The sequence below is a fragment of the Streptomyces sp. NPDC096136 genome, assembly GCF_044763325.1.
In the GTDB taxonomy this organism is placed as follows: Bacteria; Actinomycetota; Actinomycetes; order Streptomycetales; family Streptomycetaceae; genus Streptomyces.
This window is the reverse complement of record NZ_JBIWFZ010000021.1, coordinates 100,313-118,314: the sequence shown is the minus strand read 5'-3', so window position 1 is coordinate 118,314 and position 18,002 is coordinate 100,313. Positions and strand designations below refer to the sequence as shown.

Genomic DNA, 18,002 nt, shown 5'->3' with positions numbered 1-18,002 from the left:
CGCGGTGCCCCCGGCACCGCGGGCTTCCGCGTTCCCGCGCGGCTTGTCGGAGCGGCCCCCGCCTGTTTATAGTCAACCTGACTATTAAAGGGAGCGGGTGGCCCCATGGGCTGGTACTTGAGCTGGACCGAGATCCTGGGCTTCGCCACGGGCGCCCTGTGCGTCTGGCTGGTGGCCCGCCAGCACGTCGCCAACTGGCCGGTCGGCATCGCCAACAACGTGTTCTTCATCGTCCTGTTCACCCAGGCCGGCCTCTACGCCGACGCCGGCCTGCAGATCGTCTTCATCGCCCTCGCCGCGTACGGCTGGTGGTCCTGGACCCACGGGGGTGGACCAGGAACCGCCGAGGCCCTGCCGGTGCGCCGCACCACGCGCGCCGAATGGCTCCGGCTGCTCGCGGCGGGGGCGGTGGGGGCGGCCGCGCTGACCCTGCTGCTGGGCCGGGCCAGCGACTCCACCGTCCCCTTCTGGGACGCGCTCACCACCGCCCTCTCGCTCATGGCCACCTACGGGCAGTGCCGCAAGCTCCTGGAGTCCTGGTGGCTGTGGATCGCCGCCGACCTCGTCTACGTCCCGCTGTACGCCTACAAGGGGCTGTACCTGACCTCGGTCCTCTACGTCGGCTTCCTCGCCCTGTGCGTGGCCGGGTTCCTCGGCTGGCGTCGCGCCCTCCCGGCGCGCGGCGCCGCCCGCACGGCCACGGCGGCGGGGGCCTCGGCATGAGCGGCGGAAGGCGGTTCGGGCACGGGCTGGTGCTCGGCAAGTTCTACCCGCCGCACGCCGGCCACCACCATCTCGTGCGCACCGCCCAGGACCAGTGCGAGCGGCTGACCGTGCTGGTCTGCGCCGCCTCCGTGGAGTCGGTGCCGCTCGCCGACCGGGTCGCCTGGATGCGCGAGGAGCACCCCGGCGCGGACGTGGTCGGCGCGGTCGACGACGTCCCCGTCGACCTGCACGACCCGGCGGTCTGGGAGGCGCACATGGCGATCTTCCGGGCGGCGGTCGGCCGGCCCGTGGACGCCGTCTTCACCTCCGAGGAGTACGGCACCGAGCTCGCCCGGCGCTTCGGCGCCGAGGAGGTCTGCGTCGACCCGGCGCGCACCCTGTTCCCGGTCTCCGGGACGGCCGTACGGGCGGACCCCGCCGGCTGCTGGGAGTTCCTGGGACCGGCCGTCCGGGCCGCGCTGACCCGGCGGGTCGTCGTGCTCGGAGCCGAGTCCACCGGGACCACCACCCTCTCGCGGGAGCTGGCCGCGCACTACCGGCGGCGCGGCGGGGTGTGGGCCAAGACCGGCTGGGTCGCCGAGTACGGGCGCGCGTACAGCGAGGAGAAGCTGGCCGCGGCCCGCGCGGCGGACCCGTCGGCCTCCTGGGAGGACGTGTCCTTCACCTCGCGGGAGTTCCCGGTGATCGCCCGCCGCCAGGACGCCGACGAGGACCGGGCCGCCCGGCTCGGCTCCCCGGTGCTCTTCTGCGACACGGACTCCTTCGCCACGGGCATCTGGCACGAGCGCTACGTCGGCGGGCGCAACCGCGAGGTCGAGCGGATCGCCGCGCGGACCCGGCGCGACCTGTACCTGCTGACGGACCACGAGGGGGTCCCCTTCGAGGACGACGGGCTGCGCGACGGGCCGCAGCTCAGGCCCTGGATGACCGCCCGCTTCCGGCGGGAGCTCGCCCGTACCGGGCGGCGCTTCCTGGTCGTGGGCGGCGACCGGCGCGCACGGCTGGAGGAGGCCGTGGCGGCCGTCGACGGCCTCCTGGCCGAGGGCTGGCACTTCACCGCCCCGCTCCCGGAGCGCCGGTGAACGCCCCGGCGGCGGACCCCGGCGGCCGCCACCGCCCGACGGGCCCCGGGCCGGCTGCCGGGGCCGGCGGCGCGGGCGGTGTGCGTCCCGTCCCGGCCGGTGGCGGGCCCGGACCGGAGGCCGCCGCGCCCTACGATCCGTACGCCTTCGAGCCGTTCGCGGTGACCGTCGACCTGGCCGTGCTCACCGTGCGCGGCGGCGTCCTGCACGTCCTGCTGATCCGGCGCGCCCAGAACCCCTACGCGGGGGCCTGGGCGCTGCCCGGCGGCTTCGTACTGCCCCGGGAGTCCGCCGAGACGGCGGCCCTGCGCGAGCTCGCCGAGGAGACGGGCCTGCCGCCGGAGCTGGTCCGGTCCCTGCACCCGGAGCAGCTGCGCACCTACAGCGAACCCGACCGCGACCCCCGGATGCGGGTGGTCTCCGTCGCCTTCACGGCGCTCGTCCCCGACCTGCCGGAGCCGGCCGAGCGGGGCGGCGGGGACGCCGACCGGGCGCGCTGGGTTCCGGTGGCGGAGGCCTCGGGGCTCGCCTTCGACCACGCGCGGATCCTGGCCGACGCCCGCCGGCGGGTGGGCGCGAAGCTGGAGTACACCTGCCTCGCCACCGCCTTCTGCCCCCCCGAGTTCACGCTCGGGGAACTCCAGGCCGTCTACGAGACCGTCTGGGGCACCGGCCTCGACCGCCCCAACTTCCGCCGCAAGGTGCTCGCCACCCCAGGCTTCGTCGAAGCCGTCCCCGGAGCCGCCCGGCTCACCGGCGGCCGCGGCAAACCGGCCGCCCTCTACCGGGCCGGACCGGCGACCACCCTCCACCCGCCCCTGCTGCGACCCACGGAAGGACCGACCCTGTGAGCGCCCCGAAGCGCGCCGCGACCGGCGCCCTGATCGGACTGGCCCTGGGCGACGCCCTCGGCTTCCCGACCGAGTTCAACGACGTCCCGTCCATCCTGGCCAAGACCGGGCCCTGGCGGCAGATGCGCCTGCCCCGCCCGGCGATCGTCACCGACGACACCCAGATGACCCTGGCCCTGGCCCGCGGCATACGGACGGCCTCCGAGCGCGGCCCCGTCGGCCCGCTGCGCCTGGCCCGGCCGGTCCGCGAGGAGTTCGTCGACTGGTACCACTCCCCGGAGAACAACCGCGCCCCCGGCCGCACCTGCCTGGTGGCCTGCGGCCTGCTGAACGACCCCGCGCGGGACTGGCGGGACGCCAGCCAGACCGGCTCCAAGGGCTGCGGCGCCAACATGCGCGTCGCACCCGTCGGCCTGGTCCCCGGCTGGACGGACGAGGAGCGCGCCGGCGCCGCCCAGCTCCAGTCGGCCCTCACCCACGGCCACCCCACCGCCCTCGCCGCCTCCGACCTGACCGCCCGCGCCGTCCACCTCCTGGCACAGGGCACCGAGGTGACGGGCCTGGTCGGGCGGCTGCGCTCGTACGCCCTGGAGAACCGCACCCGCTACCACGAGCGCTGGCTCGGCGACCTCTGGATGCGCACCGCCTCCGACGCCTCGCCCGAGTCCTTCATCGCCCGGGGCTGGGACGACTGCCTGGCCGTCCTGGACCGGCTCGCGGCGGCCCTGCGCACCCCGTCCCCGGAGACCGACCCCTGCCTGGCCACCGGCGAGGGCTGGATCGCCGAGGAGGCCCTGGCCACCGCCCTCCACTGCTTCCTGCTCTTCCCGGACGAACCCCTGCTGGCCCTGCGCCGCGCGGCCTGCACGGCGGGCGACTCCGACTCCCTCGCCTGCCTGGCCGGCGCCTTCGCGGGCGCCCACCTCGGCGCCGACGCCTGGCCCCGGGACTGGGAGGGCGGCATCGAATACCGCGAGGAACTCCTCGCCTTCGGCACCCTCTGGGACGCCTGAGCCGACCCTAGCGGGCAGAGGCGAGGCGGGTCCGGTGGAGGAAGGCCCCGACCCGGGCGAGGTCGGGGTCGGCGGGGAGGGAGGTGGTGGTGAGGGCCGTTTCGGACTCCTCCGTCAGGCGGGTCATCCAGGCGTCGGTCTCCTCCCAGGTCAGCTCGCCCCGCTTGACCGCCAGGAGGAGGTCGCGGTAAGGGGTGGCGTCGATGTCCAGGCGGCCCGAGCGGAGCAGGTCGCGGCAGGACAGGAGCAGGCGCAGCAGGTGCATGGCGTGCTTCCAGCGGGGCGCGCCGTGCAGGCGGACGTCCGCGACGAGCTTGCGGTGCTGCGAGACGGCGTAGCGGGTGAAGGTGGCGTGGGCCCGGCGGGAGAGGAACGCCTCGCGCAGCGAGAGGAGCTCCTCGCCCACCGGGGTGAGCCGGTCCACCAGGGGGGAGTGCAGGCACTCCAGGATGTTCGGGTTGGCGCGCAGGGCGAGTTCGCAGAAGCGCTCCAGCTCCCAGGAGAACTCCTCCTCCCGCGGCCCCTCCACGTGCGTGGGGGGCTTCTCGAACCGCCAGAAGAGCGGCGTGGGGGCGAGGAAGACACCGCGCCGGTCGGTGTCGCTCGCCTCCGTGGCCAGCCCGAAGGCGCGGGAGCCCATCACGCAGGCGTAGATCGTGTGGTCCCGGACCAGGGTGAGGTCGTCCATGCGGGGGAGGGTAGGCGGCCGGGTCCCGGCTAGGCGAGTGAGATTTCGCCGTTCGGGGCCACCGTGATCTTCTTCTCCTCCAGGCCGCGCGTCGCCGGACCGTGGGTCACCGCACCGTCCCCGACCTGGAACCTGCTGCCGTGGCACGGGCAGTCGATGGTGCCGTCCGCGACCTTGTTCACCAGGCACCCCTGGTGAGGGCACACCGCCGAGAAGCAGCGGAAGGACCCGGCCGTCGGCTGGGTCACCACCAGCTTCTCCTCTTTGAGCACCGTGCCGCCGCCCACCGGCACCTTCGAGGCCGCCACGAGGGCCTTCGCGGACTTCGGCGGGGCGGACGCCTCCGGCGAGGAGGCCGCCGACGCGGCGGCCGAGGGCTGGGCGGACGGGGCCGCCGGCTCGGTGGCGGACTTCTCCGCCCCGCCTCCGCAGGCGGCGAGCGTGCCGCCGGCCAGGGCGGCCGCTCCGGCCGCGAGTACCGTGCGCCGGGCGGTCTGTGACTCAGTCATGGGAGCTCCGTGGTTCGGTCGGTGGCGGGGGCGGCGGGCAGCATCCTGGCGCGCGACGGGCTCCGGCAGAAGCCCGCCACTCCGGTTCACCCGCCCCGGTGCCAGGGGGTCAGCTCCGCCGGGCCGCCGCCGGGCGTGCGTACGACCTCCCACACGCGCAGCACGGCGTCCCGGTTCAACGGCCCGTGGACGTGCGGGTACGGGTCCTGCGGGCCGCCCGTGCGGCGGACCTCCGACGTCAGGGCCGCCTCGTCGAGCTCCACGGCGAGCAGGGGACCGGGCACCTCCCCGTAGTGGGACCCCACGACGGCCAGGACGGTCGGGCGGTCCGCCGAGCAGTGGACGAACCCCTCGGAGGCGAGCGAGGGCGGGGCGTACGGGAGCCCGGGGGCGGCGCTCCAGTCCGCGAGCGGGACGATGTGGAAGATCATGCCGTCGTTCTACCGGACCGGGGCCCCGGAGGCGCACCGGGCGGCGGCGCGTGTCGGTCGCCCGCCGTCCACAGGGCGGACCGCAGGGGACCGGAGGCGTATCCGCTGGCTACCCTGAGTCAGGACCAGCCGTCAGCGATCACCTTGGAGCGCCCCGTGAGAACCGCCGCCGTCATCGGAACCGGACTGATCGGCACCTCCGCGGCGCTCGCCCTGACCGCCCGCGGGATCGCCGTCCACCTCATCGACCACGACCCGGCGCAGGCCCGGACCGCCGCCGCCCTCGGCGCCGGCACCGACGACGCCCCCGAGGGCCAGGTCGACCTCGCGATCGTCGCCGTGCCGCCCGCCCACGTGGCCGCCGCACTGGCCGACGCCATCGGGCGCGGGCTGGCCCGGGCCTACGTGGACGTGGCCAGCGTCAAGGGCGGACCGCGCCGCGAGCTCGCCGCGCTGGGCGCCGACACCTCCGCCTACATCGGCACCCACCCCATGGCCGGCAAGGAGCGCTCCGGCCCCCTGGCCGCGACGGCCGACCTGTTCGAGGGCCGCCCCTGGGTGCTGACCCCGACCCGGGACACCGACCACGAGGTGCTGAACCTGGCGCTGGAGCTCGTCGCCCTGTGCCGGGCCGTCCCCGTGGTGATGGACGCCGACGCCCACGACCGGGCGGTCGCGCTCGTCTCCCACACCCCGCAGCTGGTCTCCAGCATGGTCGCCGCCCGCCTGGAGGAGGCGGACGAGACGGCGGTCCGGCTGTGCGGCCAGGGCATCCGCGACGTGACCCGGATCGCGGCCTCCGACCCCCGGATGTGGGTGGAGATCCTCTCCGCCAACCCGGGCCCGGTCGCCGACGTCCTGGCCGGCATCGCCGCCGACCTGGAGGAGACGGTGGAGGCGCTGCGCGGCCTCCAGTCCGCCGACGAGGCCAAGCGCCGGGGTGGCGCCGCCGGCATCGAGGACGTCCTCAAGCGGGGCAACGCCGGACGGGTGCGGGTCCCCGGCAAGCACGGCGCGGCGCCCACGGCCTACGAGACGGTCGGGGTGTTCATCAGCGACAAGCCCGGCGAACTGGCGCGGATCTTCGCCGACGCCGGCCGGGCCGGGGTCAACATCGAGGACGTGCGGATCGAGCACGCGACCGGCCAGCAGGCGGGCCTGGTCCAGCTCATGGTCGAGCCGCGGGCCGTCGCCGCCCTGACCACCGAGCTCCGCGAACGCGGCTGGTCCCTGCGCCAGCAGTAGGGCCCCGGCGGTGCCCGGGGCCCTGGCGCAGCGGGCCCCGCCGACCGCCCGGGACCGGCGGGTGCGCGGGGCCGGTAACCTGGGGAGGGGCGCTATTGGCGCGCCCGGACTCGTCCGCGCAACCAGGAAGGTGCCCGCACCGTGGAATCCGTAGCTCCGTCCGCCGTGATCGTCGCCATCGACGGTCCCTCCGGCACGGGCAAGTCCAGCACCTCCAAGGCCGTGGCCGCCAAGCTCGGGCTGCGCTACCTGGACACCGGTGCCCAGTACCGGGCCATCACCTGGTGGATGATCACCAACGGCATCGACACCGACGACCCGCAGGCGATCGCCCTCGCCGCCGGCAAGCCGGCCATCGTCTCCGGGACGGACCCCTCCGCGCCCACCATCACCGTGGACGGCCTGGACGCCTCGGGCCCGATCCGCACCCAGGAGGTCACCTCCAAGGTCAGCGCCGTCAGCGCCGTCCCCGAGGTGCGCACCCTGATCACCGACCTCCAGCGCTCCATCGCCGCCGAGGCGGCCGAGCAGGCCGACGGCATCGTGGTCGAGGGCCGGGACATCGGCACCACCGTCCTGCCCGACGCCGACCTCAAGGTCTTCCTGACGGCCTCCGCCGAGGCCCGCGCCGCCCGCCGCAGCGGCGAACTGCGCGGCAAGGAGGCCACGGACCTCGCCGCCACCAAGGAAGCCCTGATCAAGCGGGACGCCGCCGACTCCGGCCGCAAGACCTCCCCGCTGGCCAAGGCCGGCGACGCCGTCGAGGTGGACACCACCGAGCTCACCCTCGACCAGGTCATCGAGTGCGTCGTGACCCTGGTGGAAGAGCGGCGGGGCAAGTGAGCGGTACGCCCTCCCTCAAGGGCGCGGCGGTCGGCAGACGCATCGGGATCGGGCTCATGTACGGGCTCTGGAAGCCGCGCGTGCTGGGTGCCTGGAAGGTACCCGCCACCGGCCCCGTCATCCTGGCCGTGAACCACTCCCACAACCTCGACGGCCCGCTGGTCATGGGCACCGCGCCCCGGCCGCTGCACTTCCTGATCAAGAAGGAGGCGTTCGTCGGGCCCCTCGGTCCCTTCCTGGAGGGGATCGGGCAGGTGAAGGTGGACCGCGCCGGCACCGACCGGACCGCCATCACCCGCGCCCTGGACGTCCTCGGCGAAGGCGGCGCCCTGGGGATATTCCCCGAGGGAACCCGAGGCGACGGCGACTTCGCCTCCCTGCGCGCCGGGCTCGCCTACTTCGCGGTCCGCAGCGCCGCGCCCATCGTGCCGGTCGCCGTCCTCGGCAGCACCGACGCCAAGGGCCGGCTCGTCAAGGGCCTGCCGCCGCTGCGCAGCCGCGTCGACGTCGTCTTCGGCTCCGCCTTCGAGGCCGGGGACGGCACGGGCCGCCGCACCCGGACCGCGCTGGACGCGGCCACCGTACGCATCCAGGACCGGCTGACCGCCCACCTGGCCGACGCCAAGCGCCTCACCGGCCGCTGAGCGAGACTTGAACCCAGTAGTGGCGCCCGCCGCGCGGGTACCACCGACCACCACGAACGACGAGGAACGGACTTCATGAACGACCAGCACGACCACGGAGCACTTGGCGACGCCGAGTACGCGGAGTTCATGGAGCTCGCCGCGGAGGAAGGCTTCGACCTGGACGAGGTCGAGGACGCCATCGGCGAGGCCGGCCACGGACCGCTCCCCGTACTCGCGGTCGTCGGCCGCCCGAACGTCGGCAAGTCGACCCTGGTCAACCGCATCATCGGCCGCCGCGAGGCCGTCGTCGAGGACAAGCCCGGCGTCACCCGCGACCGCGTCACCTACGAGGCCGAGTGGGCCGGCCGCCGCTTCAAGGTCGTCGACACCGGCGGCTGGGAGCAGGACGTCCTCGGCATCGACGCCTCCGTCGCCGCCCAGGCCGAGTACGCCATCGAGACCGCCGACGCCGTCGTCTTCGTCGTGGACGCCAAGGTCGGCGCCACCGACAGCGACGAGGCCGTCGTCAAGCTGCTGCGCCGGGCCGGCAAGCCCGTCGTGCTCTGCGCCAACAAGGTCGACGGCCAGAGCGGCGAGGCCGACGCTGCCTACCTGTGGTCCCTCGGCCTGGGCCAGCCGTACCCGGTCTCCTCGCTGCACGGCCGCGGCACGGGCGACATGCTCGACGCCGTCCTGGAGGTCCTGCCGGAGGCCCCCGAGCAGACCTTCGGCGGCGCCCCGATCGGGGGCCCGCGCCGCATCGCCCTGATCGGCCGCCCGAACGTCGGCAAGTCCTCGCTGCTGAACAAGGTCGCCCGCGAGGACCGCGTCGTCGTGAACGAGCTGGCCGGCACCACCCGCGACCCGGTCGACGAGCTGATCGAGCTCGGCGGGGTCACCTGGAAGTTCGTCGACACGGCGGGCATCCGCAAGAAGGTCCACCTCCAGCAGGGCGCCGACTACTACGCCTCGCTGCGCACGGCCGCCGCCGTCGAGAAGGCGGAGGTGGCGGTCATCCTGATCGACACCACCGAGAACATCAGCGTCCAGGACCAGCGCATCATCACCATGGCCGTCGAGGCCGGCCGCGCGATCGTGATCGCGTACAACAAGTGGGACGAGCTGGACGAGGAGCGCCGCTACTACCTCGAGCGCGAGATCGAGACCGAGATGCAGCAGGTCTCCTGGGCGCCCCGGGTCAACGTCTCCGCGAAGACCGGCCGCCACATGGAGAAGCTGGTCCCGGCGATCGAGACCGCCCTCGCGGGCTGGGAGACGCGCGTCCCCACGGGCCGCCTCAACGCCTTCCTCGGCGAGATCGTCGCCGCGCACCCGCACCCGATCCGCGGCGGCAAGCAGCCCCGCATCCTGTTCGGTACCCAGGCGGGCAGCAAGCCGCCGCGGTTCGTCCTCTTCGCCTCCGGCTTCCTGGAGCACGGCTACCGGCGCTTCATCGAGCGCCGCCTGCGCGAGGAGTTCGGCTTCGAGGGCACCCCTCTGCACATCTCGGTGCGGGTGCGCGAGAAGCGCGGCGCCCAGTACAAGAAGAAGAAGTAGCGGCGGCGCGCCGGGGTCAGTAGCCCCGGCGCGGAGCGGGCGGCAGGGCCGCCGGGATGTGCTGCATCCCGGTGTGGTGCTGCCGCCCGTCGCCGTATCCGGGTCCGGCCGCGGTCCCGGACACGGTGGCGCCGGCATGGGCGTACAGGGGCTGGGGGACGACCGGCGCCGGCGGGTACGGGGGCTGCCAGGGGTCGTCCCGCTGCCATGCGGAACCGTTCCACCCCGCGGTGTACGAGCCGCTGCCGTAGGAGACGCCGGAGGACCCGGTGTAGGAGCCGCCGTACGGGTACCCGTAGGAGGAGCCGTACGAGAAGGCGGTGAAGCCGAGGTCCTCCTCGCCGCTCCGGTCGCCCGGCAGGGCCCGGAAGGCGCGCAGGTACTCGGAGTACAGGGCGTCGAAGATCGGGGTGTGCGAGGCGGCCGGAGCGTGGTCCCGGTCCAGTGCGGGGCGCATCGGGGGGACGCTGCTCGGGTGGGACGGGGCGCGGGAGGGGTCGTATGCATGCACGTATCAGCCAACGAAACCGTGGCCCTGCGGATGCGGGGTGACGGGGCGTAAAACGCAGATCGCCGGGGGTGCGCGGGACGGACCGCGCACCCCCGGCGCATGCCGCCCGGCCCCTTTCGCGGGGAGGTCGGGCGGCCGTTTCCGGCGGGGAGGAAAAGGAGGGGGCGGGCTCAGGCGCCCGGGGCACCCGCGAGGGGCATGGAGGCCGCGACGAGCTTGCCGTTGCTCGCGGCCTTGTCCAGGGCGTCGCGGAGCAGGTCCTCGCGCGGCTGCTGGCCGATGGAGCCGACCGGGGCGGCGTAGACCAGGACGCGCTGGGTCTTGTTGACCGCGGCCCGCCAGCCGTCGGTGACGGACAGCGCCTGGTGCGCCTGCCACCAGGAGGCCTGGGGGCCGCCGCCCGCGCCGGGCTGGAGCACGGCGTGCAGCTGGCCGCCGGCGAGCAGGACCGACCAGCCGTCCAGGGCGGACGGCACCTGGTTGGTGTCGGTGACGGGGATGAAGCCCTGCTCGATGAGGAGCGGCAGGAAGTCGTCGCCGGGGCCGGTGGTGCCGGGGCGGGCGATCGGCGCGGTCGGCTCGACGACCAGCGCGGGGTGGAGTTCGCCGTTGATCAGGATCAGGCCGCTGGTGATGCCGAGGACGGCCTGGCCGCCGGGGACGCTCTGCGGGACCTCGCCCGCGGGGGTCGCCCGCTCCGGGGCGGGGCTGTCGCCGGTGATGCTGCGGACCGCGCCCTGGAGCTCGGCCTCGGAGACCGTGACCACCTGGGAGGGGATGCAGCCGGCGTGGGCGAAGGCGAGGACGGCCGTCTCCTCGCCCACGAACAGCACGGTGCTCGTCGGGTCGGTCTCGGGGTCGCCGGGGGTGCGGCAGGAGGTGCAGTCGTAACTGCCCGGGGCGTCGTCGCCGGTGAGCAGCCTGTCGGCTTCTTCGTCACCGATCTCGGCACGTACCTCAAGACTGACGTCGAGCATGCGCGGCACGGGGTGGCTCCTCATTCGTGCGGAGGCCGGGGGGTTCCCGGCTCGCCGGGATCAACGCCCGAGGCTCGGCCGGGGTCACGCCGTCCGAGGGAACGGAATCGAACCGGCCACCCGAACGAGTGAACCACTCGGGGGCGGCTTCTTTTTTGTGGCAACTGTTGCTTGGTTGTGCGCAGTTGATGGCCGGTGCTGGCTGTTTGGGCGGGGTGCGGCGGTCGGCCGTCCGGGTGGGGCGCGGAGGTCCGCCGCGTGGCGGGCCGGGCGGCGGGCGGGGGCTGCGTAGCGTGGCGCGATGCCCGATGTCCGTCTCCGGCGGGCCGCGTTCGCGGTCTGCGCCGCGCTGGTGCTCGTACTCCCGTGGAGCGCCGGCGCGGTCGCGGCGCCGCCCCCGCCCGCCCCCGGGCCGGCGGGGGCCGCGCATCCCGGTTCGCCGGGCGTCATCGGGCACGGGCCGGGGGACTGCGGGCCGGGCGGGGAGTGGCCGTGGGACTGCGTGGCCGACTGCGAGAGCAGCGGGCGCTGGTCGGTGAACACGGGCAACGGCTTCTACGGGGGCCTGCAGTTCTGGCAGCCGACGTGGGTGGAGCACGGGGGGCTCGCGTACGCGGCGCGGGCCGACCTGGCGACGCGGGAGCAGCAGATCCGCGTCGCGGAGGACGTGCTCGGGTCACAGGGGTGGGAGGCGTGGCCGGTGTGCGCGAAGCGGTACGGGCTGGCCGGGCGGATGCACGTGGTGCGGGGCGGGGACACGCTGGAGGGGATCGCGCGGCGCCACCGCGTCGCCGGGGGCTGGCGGACCCTGTACGACACGAACCGGACCGTGATCGGCCCGGACCCGTCGGCCCTCCCCCTCGGCCTCCTCCTCATCCTCCCCCCACCCCCACCCACGGCCCCGACGCCGACGCCGACGCCGACGCCGACGCCGACGCCGACGCCGACGCCTACGCCTACGCCCCAGGCCCCCGTGCCCCCGCCGCGGCCGACCCCCACGCCCTCGGCGACTCCGGCTCCGGCGGCCTCGTCCCCGACCGCCCCGGGGCCGGTTCCCGCGCGGCCGTAGACACGGCGCTCCGCGCCCGCGCCTCAAGCGCCGGCGGGGCTGTGAACGGCCCCGCCGGCGCTTGAGGCGCGGGGTCTGGGGCGGAGCCCCGGGGAACGGTGGAAGGGCGGGTGGGGGACCACGCTCCGCGCAGCGCCGACGGTCCGCGGCTGACGGCCGGACCCGGCCAGGGGCGGGACCCCGCCCGGCACTCGACGGACGGAGTCCGCGGCGGAGAGGGGAGACTGGGCCGATGCTCGAGACCTCCGCACGGCTGCTGCGCCTCCTCTCCCTCCTCCAGGCCCACCGCGAATGGACCGGCGCCGACCTGGCCGAGCGGCTCGGGGTCACGCCCCGGACCGTCCGGCGGGACGTCGACCGGCTGCGGGAGCTCGGGTACCCCGTCAACGCCAGCCCCGGCACCGGCGGCGGCTACCAGCTCGGCGCGGGTGCCGAGCTGCCGCCGCTGCTGCTCGACGACGACGAGGCCGTCGCCGTCGCCGTCGGGCTGCGCACCGCCGCCGGTAACGGGGTCGAGGGGATCGGGGAGGCCTCGGTGCGGGCGCTCGCCAAGCTGGAGCAGGTGCTGCCGGGCCGGCTGCGCGGACGGGTGTCCGCGCTCAACGAGTTCACCGTGCCCATGCTCCGCGGGCCCGGCCGCGACACCGTCGACCCCGCCGTGCTCACCGAGCTCGCCGCCGTCTGCCGGGACGGCGAGCGGCTGCGCTTCGGGTACCGGGACCACGGCGGGGCGCTCAGCCGCCGGACGGTCGAGCCGCACCGGCTCGTGTGCACCGAGCGCCGCTGGTACCTCGTCGCCTGGGACCTCGACCGCGAGGACTGGCGCACCTTCCGAGCCGACCGGATCGAGCCCCGCCCGCCGCACGGCCCGCGCTTCACCCCGCGTCCGGCCCCGGCCGAGGACCTCGCCGCGTACGTCTCCGAGGGGATCTCGGGGCGCGCCTACGCCGCCCGGGCGGTGGTGCGGCTGAAGGTTTCGGCCGAGGCGGCGGCGCGGGTCGTCGGCCCCGCGGACGGGGTGCTGGAGCCGCTCGGCGCGGACGGCTGCCTGCTGCGCACCGGGGCGGTGAACCTCGACGTTCTGGTGATTCACATCATGCTGCTCGGGTGTGAGTTCGAGGTGGTGGAGCCGCCGGAGCTGGGCGATCGGATCCGGGCTCTGCGGGACCTTCTCGGCCGTGCGCTGGAGAGCGCGGGTGAGAAGGGGAATTCGGTTCGGGGGGATTTGAATTCCGTCCAAGGAATGGGCGATTCGGCGGTTGCGGCTGTCGACAACCCGTGACACAAGCGTGACCCGGTACGGAGGAACGTACGGGCGCGTTGCTGACGCGCCGGACATATGAACGGCGGCCCGGTTCGTGGAACCGGGCCGCCGTCGTGGTGCGGGGTGGGTGTGCGTACCGCCCCGCGGGGGCGTCAGCCGCCGGTGGCGGGGCGGGCGCTGCGGGCGGCGGCCCGCTCGGTGTGCGCCGGGCGGCGGCTGCCGGCGGGGGTGACCGGGGTGCGCTCGGAGCGGATCAGGTGGGGCCGCGACACCGGGTGGGCGTGCGGGCCGGGCCGCAGCGCGGGGGAGTGCCCGCCGGCGGCCGTCTGGGCGGCTACGGGCGCCGCCTCGGCCGCGTCGGCCCGCCGGGGCCGCCACTTGCCGCCGGCCGAGAGCAGCGGGGTGAGCGCGGCGGCGACGGGCTCGGAGACCCGGCCGTCCTCCAGGCGGCGGCGCCACTGCTCGCGCAGCTCGAAGACGTACGCCTCGGAGCGGGCGATCAGCGGCTCGAACCAGGGCAGCGCCAGCATGATCAGCAGGCCGGCGGTCCAGCCGAGCAGGACGTCGCTCACCCAGTGGGTGCCGAGGTAGACGGTGGTCGCGCCGACGCTGAGCGAGAGCACCCCGGAGAGGATCGACAGCACCCGCCGGGTGACCGTGGTGGAGGCCAGGTAGGCCAGGATCCCCCAGGTCACGACGGCGTTGGCGGTGTGGCCGGAAGGAAATATATCGCCGCCCGCGAAGAGCTCGGCCGAGCCGATCTGGGTGGCGTAGTGCGGACCGAGCCGGCCGAGGCCGAGCTTCACGGAGCCCACGGTGATGTTCAGCAGCAGCAGGGCCACGCCGAGGGCGATCAGCGGGCGGAGGGTGTGCTGCCGCCAGGAGCGCCAGCCGAGCCAGGCCGCCACCATCACCGCGGTGGGGCCGCGCTGGCCGAGGACGACCAGGTAGTCGAGGAAGGCGTGGATCTGCGGCCACTGCTCGTAGGGCCGGAAGAACATGATCTGCCAGTCCAGGCGGACGAGCCAGGACGTCGTCAGCACGGCCACGACGATCGCCACGTAGAAGGCGAAGGTCGCGGAGAGGAGCACGATGCGGTGCCGGCTCATCTGCGGAGTCTGCAGATGAGCCGGTCGCTCTGGTTCCCGGTCCAGCCGGGCGAACACCGGCTCCAGACGGGTCAGCAATTGATCGGTACGCACTCAATCGACGTTACCGCGCGGCGAAGCACGGCCCGTGCGAATCGCGCGCTTTGTGATGACCATGTGATGTGGAGTGCGTCTCACGCGGGACTTAATTCCCGTTATTTCGCCCCTCGTTGGAACTCCCCGGAAACAGCTCTCGGAGTGCTGCGCGGCCAATTGTCCGCGCGCTTACGGCAGGTTTATCGTCGCAGCTCAATTCCTTTGCGCAATCATGGATTGGAATGTTCCGTTCCGTGATCAAGGGCCGATGGCGCCGGCGGTCACGGCGGGCCCGAGCCGTTGAGCCAGAACGCCCCGTAGACCGCCGAGGCCAGGGCGAGCCCCCCGACGACGGCCGCGGCCCGCCCGGGCCGCCACCGGGCCAGCGCCACCGCCGGCGGCAGCACCAACGGGAACGCCGGCAGCAGCAGCCGGGGCTTGGAGCCGAAGTACCCCGAGGCGCACAGCGCCAGCGCCACCACGATCCCGCAGTAGACGAGGAGCACGGCCGGTTGGCGGCGGCGCACGCACAGCGCGTACAGCCACAGCACCAGCAGCACGCCCGCGATCAGGCCCACCCCGGCGGGGAACGCGGACGAGGCCAGCCGCGCCCCGATGAACCGGGCGAAGGCCAAGCCCCCGTCGAAGCCGTTCCCCCAGCCCGCCTGCACGTCCAGGTAGCCCGTCAGCCCCCCGCCGGTCCGGGCCCCGACCCACAGCGCGTACGCCCCCGCCCCCAGCGGGGCCAGCGCCACCCCGGCCGCCATCCGCCACGAGCGCTCCCCGCGCCGCCACGCCAGCGCGGCCGCCACCCACACCGCCGCGACCACCGCCGCCCCGACCGGACGGGTCAGCCCCGCCCCCGCGGCGAGCAGGCCGGCCGTGAGCCAGCGCCCGCGCAGCGCCGCGTACAGGGCCCAGGCGGCCAGGGCGGTGAACAGCGACTCGCTGTACGCCATCGACTGGACGATCCCCACCGGCAGCGCCGCCCACAGCGCCACCGCCAGCACCCCGGCGCGCCGCCCGTACAAGAGGTCCGCGACGGCGAAGACCCCCCACGCCGCGGCGAGCCCCGCGACCGCCGACACCACCAGGCCGGCGGAACCGTAGGAGAGCCCTGAGGGCGCCGCCACCAGCCGCTCCAGCCACGGCAGCAGCGGAAAGAACGCCAGGTTGGAATGGACGGCCCCGCTCGGCAGGACCACCTCGTACCCGTACCCCTGCGCGGCGATGCGGGCGTACCAGAGGGAGTCCCAGCGCGCCGACAGCAGCGTGTGGGGGCTGCTGCCGGCCGCGGCGGACCACACCGCGAGCACGGCCAGCCCGAGCAGCCGCACCGCGGCGAAGGCGGCGAGCGCGGGCGCGGCCCGGCGCGGGCCGGGGCCGGGATACTCGGGGGGAGCGTCGGAGGCGGGCACAGTTGTCACGTGGACGAGTATCGACGGCGCCGCCACCGGGGACGGAAACAGAACCACGGGCCGTGACCGGGCGTGTACACCGGGGGAGGGGGGAGCGGGGCGAGTGGCGCACACCACAGGGGGGCCGCCGCCGGGATGAGAGCTTGACCACGTGTCGGGCACACGAACTCGCGTACGCTGACCCTTCACTCGCGTGTCGATGCCGGACCCCGTAGGACGCCGCACAGGGCACCACCCCGCGGCGCCACACGACGCTGGTCCGCCGAGTGCGAGGGATCACCTGGGAGGTACATGGATGTCGGGGACGAACACGGCCGGCGACAGGAAGCCCTCCCTGAGACAGCGGATCACCGAGGCCTCCGGCGGCGCCAACCGCTGGGTCGTCCTGGCGGTCCTCTGCGTCAGCCTGGTGCTCGTCGCGCTCGACGCGACGATCCTGCACGTCGCCGTCCCCGCCGTCACCGAGGACCTGCGCCCCGGCTCGCAGGAGCTGCTGTGGATCGTGGACGCCTACCCGCTGGTGTGCGCCTCGCTGCTGATCCTCTTCGGCACCCTCGGCGACCGCGTCGGCCGCCGCCGGATCCTGCTCCTCGGCTACACCCTCTTCGGCGCGGCCTCCGCGATCGCGGCCCTCGCCGACGACGCCCAGGTGCTGATCGGCGCCCGGGCCCTGCTCGGCGTCGGCGGGGCGATGATCATGCCCGCCACCCTGTCGATCCTGCGCCAGGTCTTCCCCGACCGGCGGGAGAGGGCCCTGGCCATCGGCATCTGGACCGCCGTCGCCGCGATCGGAGCGGCGAGCGGACCGGTCCTGGGCGGCTTCCTCATCCAGCACTTCTGGTGGGGTTCCGTCTTCCTCATCAACATCCCGCTCATGGCGCTCGTCCTGCCCCTCGGCCGCTGGCTGCTGCCCGAGTCCCGGGGCTCGGCCGACGGCCCCTGGGACGTGCTGGGCGCGCTGATGGCCGCCGCCGGCGTGCTCGGCGTGGTCCTGGGCGTCAAGCGGATCGGCGCCGAGCGCCAGCTCGCCGACCCCCAGGCGCTGGTCCCGCTGGTCCTCGGCACAGTGCTGCTGCTCCTCTTCGTGCGCCGCCAGAAGCGGCGCGAGCACCCGCTGATCGACATGCGGATGTTCTCCCGGGCCGCCTTCTCCACCTCCGTCGGCTGCATCGTGCTCGCCATGCTGGCCCTGGTCGGCCTGGAGCTGATCGCGGTCCAGTACCTCCAGCTGGTGCTGCGCCTGAGCCCGCTGGAGACCGGCCTGCGGCTGCTGCCGCTGACCTTCGCCGCGATGGCCGCCGGGGCCACCGGCTCGTACACCCTCCAGCGGGTCGGCCCGCGGACGATGGTCTCGCTGGGCTTCGTGCTGACCGCCGGCGCGGTGCTGCTGCTGACGCTGATGGGCCAGCACGACCGGCCCGCGCTGCTGACCGCCGGGTTCGTCCTGCTGGGCTTCGGCCTCCAGACCACCCTGTTCGCGGCGTACGAGTCCATGCTCAGCGAGGCCCCGGTGGAGGCCGCCGGCGGGGCCGCCTCCATAGGCGAGACCTCCTACCAGCTCGGCGCGGGCATGGGCATCGCCCTGCTCGGCAGCGTGATGAACGCCGCCTACCGGCCCGGCCTGCTCGGCGTCCCGGGGGTGCCGGCCGAGGACTCGGCGGGCGCCGCGAACTCCCTCGGCGAGGCCTACCAGATCGCCGCCCACCTCGGCGGCGCGGCGGGGCAGTCCCTGGCCGCCGCCGCCCGGCACTCCTTCGTGCACGGGCTGCACGTGACCCTGGTGGTCAGCGCCGGCCTGCTGCTGGCGGGCGCGGTGATGGCGCTGAAGCTGCCGCGCACCATGGACGGCGCCGAGCCGGCCGCCTGCGGCCCGGTCGCGGAGGCTCCGGCCCCCGCCGCCGACGCGGGGGCGTCCGTACGCCTCCCCGCCCAGGCCGCGGGGCCCGCCGCTCCGGTCGGGGGTGGACCCGGGGCGGGGTCGGCGACAAACTTGCACCGCTAGGTTTCG

General features: G+C 74.8%; 18 protein-coding genes. 11 read left to right on the top strand and 7 right to left on the bottom strand.

From position 1 onward, the window contains the following. Positions 1-105 precede the first annotated feature (105 nt). From pnuC to ACIRBY_RS31630, 4 genes are all read left to right on the top strand, one after another. On the top strand, positions 106-723 hold the full coding sequence (gene pnuC / locus ACIRBY_RS31645; protein ID WP_403907099.1) for a nicotinamide riboside transporter PnuC: 618 nt from the start codon (positions 106-108) through the stop codon (positions 721-723). Further along, positions 720-1,808: an AAA family ATPase gene (locus ACIRBY_RS31640; protein WP_403907096.1), complete on the top strand. Its 1,089-nt coding sequence runs from the start codon at positions 720-722 to the stop codon at positions 1,806-1,808. The genes pnuC and ACIRBY_RS31640 overlap by 4 nt, the downstream gene beginning before the upstream one ends. A gap of 80 nt (positions 1,809-1,888) precedes the next feature. After that, a complete protein-coding gene (locus tag ACIRBY_RS31635) occupies positions 1,889-2,659 on the top strand; it encodes an NUDIX hydrolase (RefSeq protein WP_403907173.1) in 771 nt (256 codons plus the stop codon). Continuing rightward, positions 2,656-3,672 carry an ADP-ribosylglycohydrolase family protein gene (locus tag ACIRBY_RS31630; protein WP_403907094.1) on the top strand — a complete coding sequence of 339 codons (1,017 nt, stop codon included), beginning with the start codon at positions 2,656-2,658 and terminating at the stop codon, positions 3,670-3,672. Before ACIRBY_RS31635 ends, ACIRBY_RS31630 begins: the two co-directional genes overlap by 4 nt. 7 nt (positions 3,673-3,679) lie before the next feature. Here ACIRBY_RS31630 and ACIRBY_RS31625 read toward each other — a convergent pair whose 3' ends face one another. The 3 genes from ACIRBY_RS31625 to ACIRBY_RS31615 form a co-directional block, all read right to left on the bottom strand. Continuing rightward, complete coding sequence (locus ACIRBY_RS31625; protein WP_403907091.1) at positions 3,680-4,360, bottom strand: DNA polymerase beta superfamily protein; 681 nt, start codon at positions 4,358-4,360, stop codon at positions 3,680-3,682. Positions 4,361-4,389: 29 nt separating this feature from the next. Then, complete coding sequence (locus tag ACIRBY_RS31620; protein ID WP_403907089.1) at positions 4,390-4,869, bottom strand: Rieske (2Fe-2S) protein; 480 nt, start codon at positions 4,867-4,869, stop codon at positions 4,390-4,392. Between the two features lie 86 nt (positions 4,870-4,955). Continuing rightward, positions 4,956-5,300, bottom strand: a complete 345-nt coding sequence (locus tag ACIRBY_RS31615; RefSeq protein WP_403907088.1) for a DUF952 domain-containing protein — start codon at positions 5,298-5,300, stop codon at positions 4,956-4,958. Positions 5,301-5,456: 156 nt separating this feature from the next. Here ACIRBY_RS31615 and ACIRBY_RS31610 point away from each other — a divergent pair, with 156 nt between their 5' ends. The 4 genes from ACIRBY_RS31610 to der all read left to right on the top strand — a co-directional run bounded on the left by ACIRBY_RS31610 (position 5,457) and on the right by der (position 9,571). Next, positions 5,457-6,545, top strand: a complete 1,089-nt coding sequence (locus tag ACIRBY_RS31610) for a prephenate dehydrogenase (protein ID WP_403907085.1) — start codon at positions 5,457-5,459, stop codon at positions 6,543-6,545. A 141-nt stretch (positions 6,546-6,686) separates the two neighbouring features. Then, entirely contained in the window at positions 6,687-7,388 is a 702-nt protein-coding gene (gene cmk, locus ACIRBY_RS31605) for a (d)CMP kinase (protein ID WP_403907082.1), read from the top strand. Next, entirely contained in the window at positions 7,349-8,032 is a 684-nt protein-coding gene (locus ACIRBY_RS31600) for a lysophospholipid acyltransferase family protein (RefSeq protein ID WP_403907079.1), read from the top strand. The genes cmk and ACIRBY_RS31600 overlap by 40 nt, the downstream gene beginning before the upstream one ends. Positions 8,033-8,107: 75 nt before the next feature. Further along, a complete protein-coding gene (gene der / locus ACIRBY_RS31595; protein WP_403907077.1) occupies positions 8,108-9,571 on the top strand; it encodes a ribosome biogenesis GTPase Der in 1,464 nt (487 codons plus the stop codon). A 16-nt stretch (positions 9,572-9,587) separates the two neighbouring features. Here the strand turns inward: der and ACIRBY_RS31590 are convergent, their stop codons facing one another. Together ACIRBY_RS31590 and ACIRBY_RS31585 are read right to left on the bottom strand one after the other, a co-directional pair. Further along, complete coding sequence (locus ACIRBY_RS31590; RefSeq protein ID WP_403907074.1) at positions 9,588-10,082, bottom strand: hypothetical protein; 495 nt, start codon at positions 10,080-10,082, stop codon at positions 9,588-9,590. A 170-nt stretch (positions 10,083-10,252) separates the two neighbouring features. After that, entirely contained in the window at positions 10,253-11,068 is an 816-nt protein-coding gene (locus ACIRBY_RS31585; RefSeq protein ID WP_403907071.1) for a hypothetical protein, read from the bottom strand. Positions 11,069-11,360: 292 nt separating this feature from the next. On the opposite strand from ACIRBY_RS31585, the gene ACIRBY_RS31580 reads away from it, so the two are divergent. Continuing rightward, positions 11,361-12,128, top strand: a complete 768-nt coding sequence (locus ACIRBY_RS31580) for a transglycosylase family protein (RefSeq protein WP_403907068.1) — start codon at positions 11,361-11,363, stop codon at positions 12,126-12,128. 232 nt (positions 12,129-12,360) lie between these two features. Continuing rightward, entirely contained in the window at positions 12,361-13,410 is a 1,050-nt protein-coding gene (locus ACIRBY_RS31575; RefSeq protein WP_403907066.1) for a helix-turn-helix transcriptional regulator, read from the top strand. Between the two features lie 134 nt (positions 13,411-13,544). Here ACIRBY_RS31575 and ACIRBY_RS31570 read toward each other — a convergent pair whose 3' ends face one another. Then, positions 13,545-14,594 carry a phosphatase PAP2 family protein gene (locus tag ACIRBY_RS31570; protein ID WP_403907063.1) on the bottom strand — a complete coding sequence of 350 codons (1,050 nt, stop codon included), beginning with the start codon at positions 14,592-14,594 and terminating at the stop codon, positions 13,545-13,547. Between the two features lie 263 nt (positions 14,595-14,857). Continuing rightward, positions 14,858-15,994, bottom strand: a complete 1,137-nt coding sequence (locus ACIRBY_RS31565; RefSeq protein WP_403907171.1) for a glycosyltransferase family 39 protein — start codon at positions 15,992-15,994, stop codon at positions 14,858-14,860. A 295-nt stretch (positions 15,995-16,289) separates the two neighbouring features. Here ACIRBY_RS31565 and ACIRBY_RS31560 point away from each other — a divergent pair, with 295 nt between their 5' ends. Next, positions 16,290-17,996, top strand: coding sequence for an MFS transporter (locus ACIRBY_RS31560; protein WP_403907061.1), 1,707 nt, complete (start codon positions 16,290-16,292; stop codon positions 17,994-17,996). Positions 17,997-18,002 lie beyond the last annotated feature (6 nt).

What these genes read in the sequence shown, in the direction of transcription:
- pnuC (WP_403907099.1), top strand. Translation starts at nt 106, where the DNA reads ATGGGCTGGTACTTGAGCTGGACCGAGATCCTGGGCTTCGCCACGGGC.
- ACIRBY_RS31640 (WP_403907096.1), top strand. Translation starts at nt 720, where the DNA reads ATGAGCGGCGGAAGGCGGTTCGGGCACGGGCTGGTGCTCGGCAAGTTC.
- ACIRBY_RS31625 (WP_403907091.1), bottom strand. Translation starts at nt 4,360, where the DNA reads ATGGACGACCTCACCCTGGTCCGGGACCACACGATCTACGCCTGCGTG.
- ACIRBY_RS31620 (WP_403907089.1), bottom strand. Translation starts at nt 4,869, where the DNA reads ATGACTGAGTCACAGACCGCCCGGCGCACGGTACTCGCGGCCGGAGCG.
- ACIRBY_RS31615 (WP_403907088.1), bottom strand. Translation starts at nt 5,300, where the DNA reads ATGATCTTCCACATCGTCCCGCTCGCGGACTGGAGCGCCGCCCCCGGG.
- der (WP_403907077.1), top strand. Translation starts at nt 8,108, where the DNA reads ATGAACGACCAGCACGACCACGGAGCACTTGGCGACGCCGAGTACGCG.
- ACIRBY_RS31580 (WP_403907068.1), top strand. Translation starts at nt 11,361, where the DNA reads ATGCCCGATGTCCGTCTCCGGCGGGCCGCGTTCGCGGTCTGCGCCGCG.
- ACIRBY_RS31575 (WP_403907066.1), top strand. Translation starts at nt 12,361, where the DNA reads ATGCTCGAGACCTCCGCACGGCTGCTGCGCCTCCTCTCCCTCCTCCAG.
- ACIRBY_RS31560 (WP_403907061.1), top strand. Translation starts at nt 16,290, where the DNA reads ATGTCGGGGACGAACACGGCCGGCGACAGGAAGCCCTCCCTGAGACAG.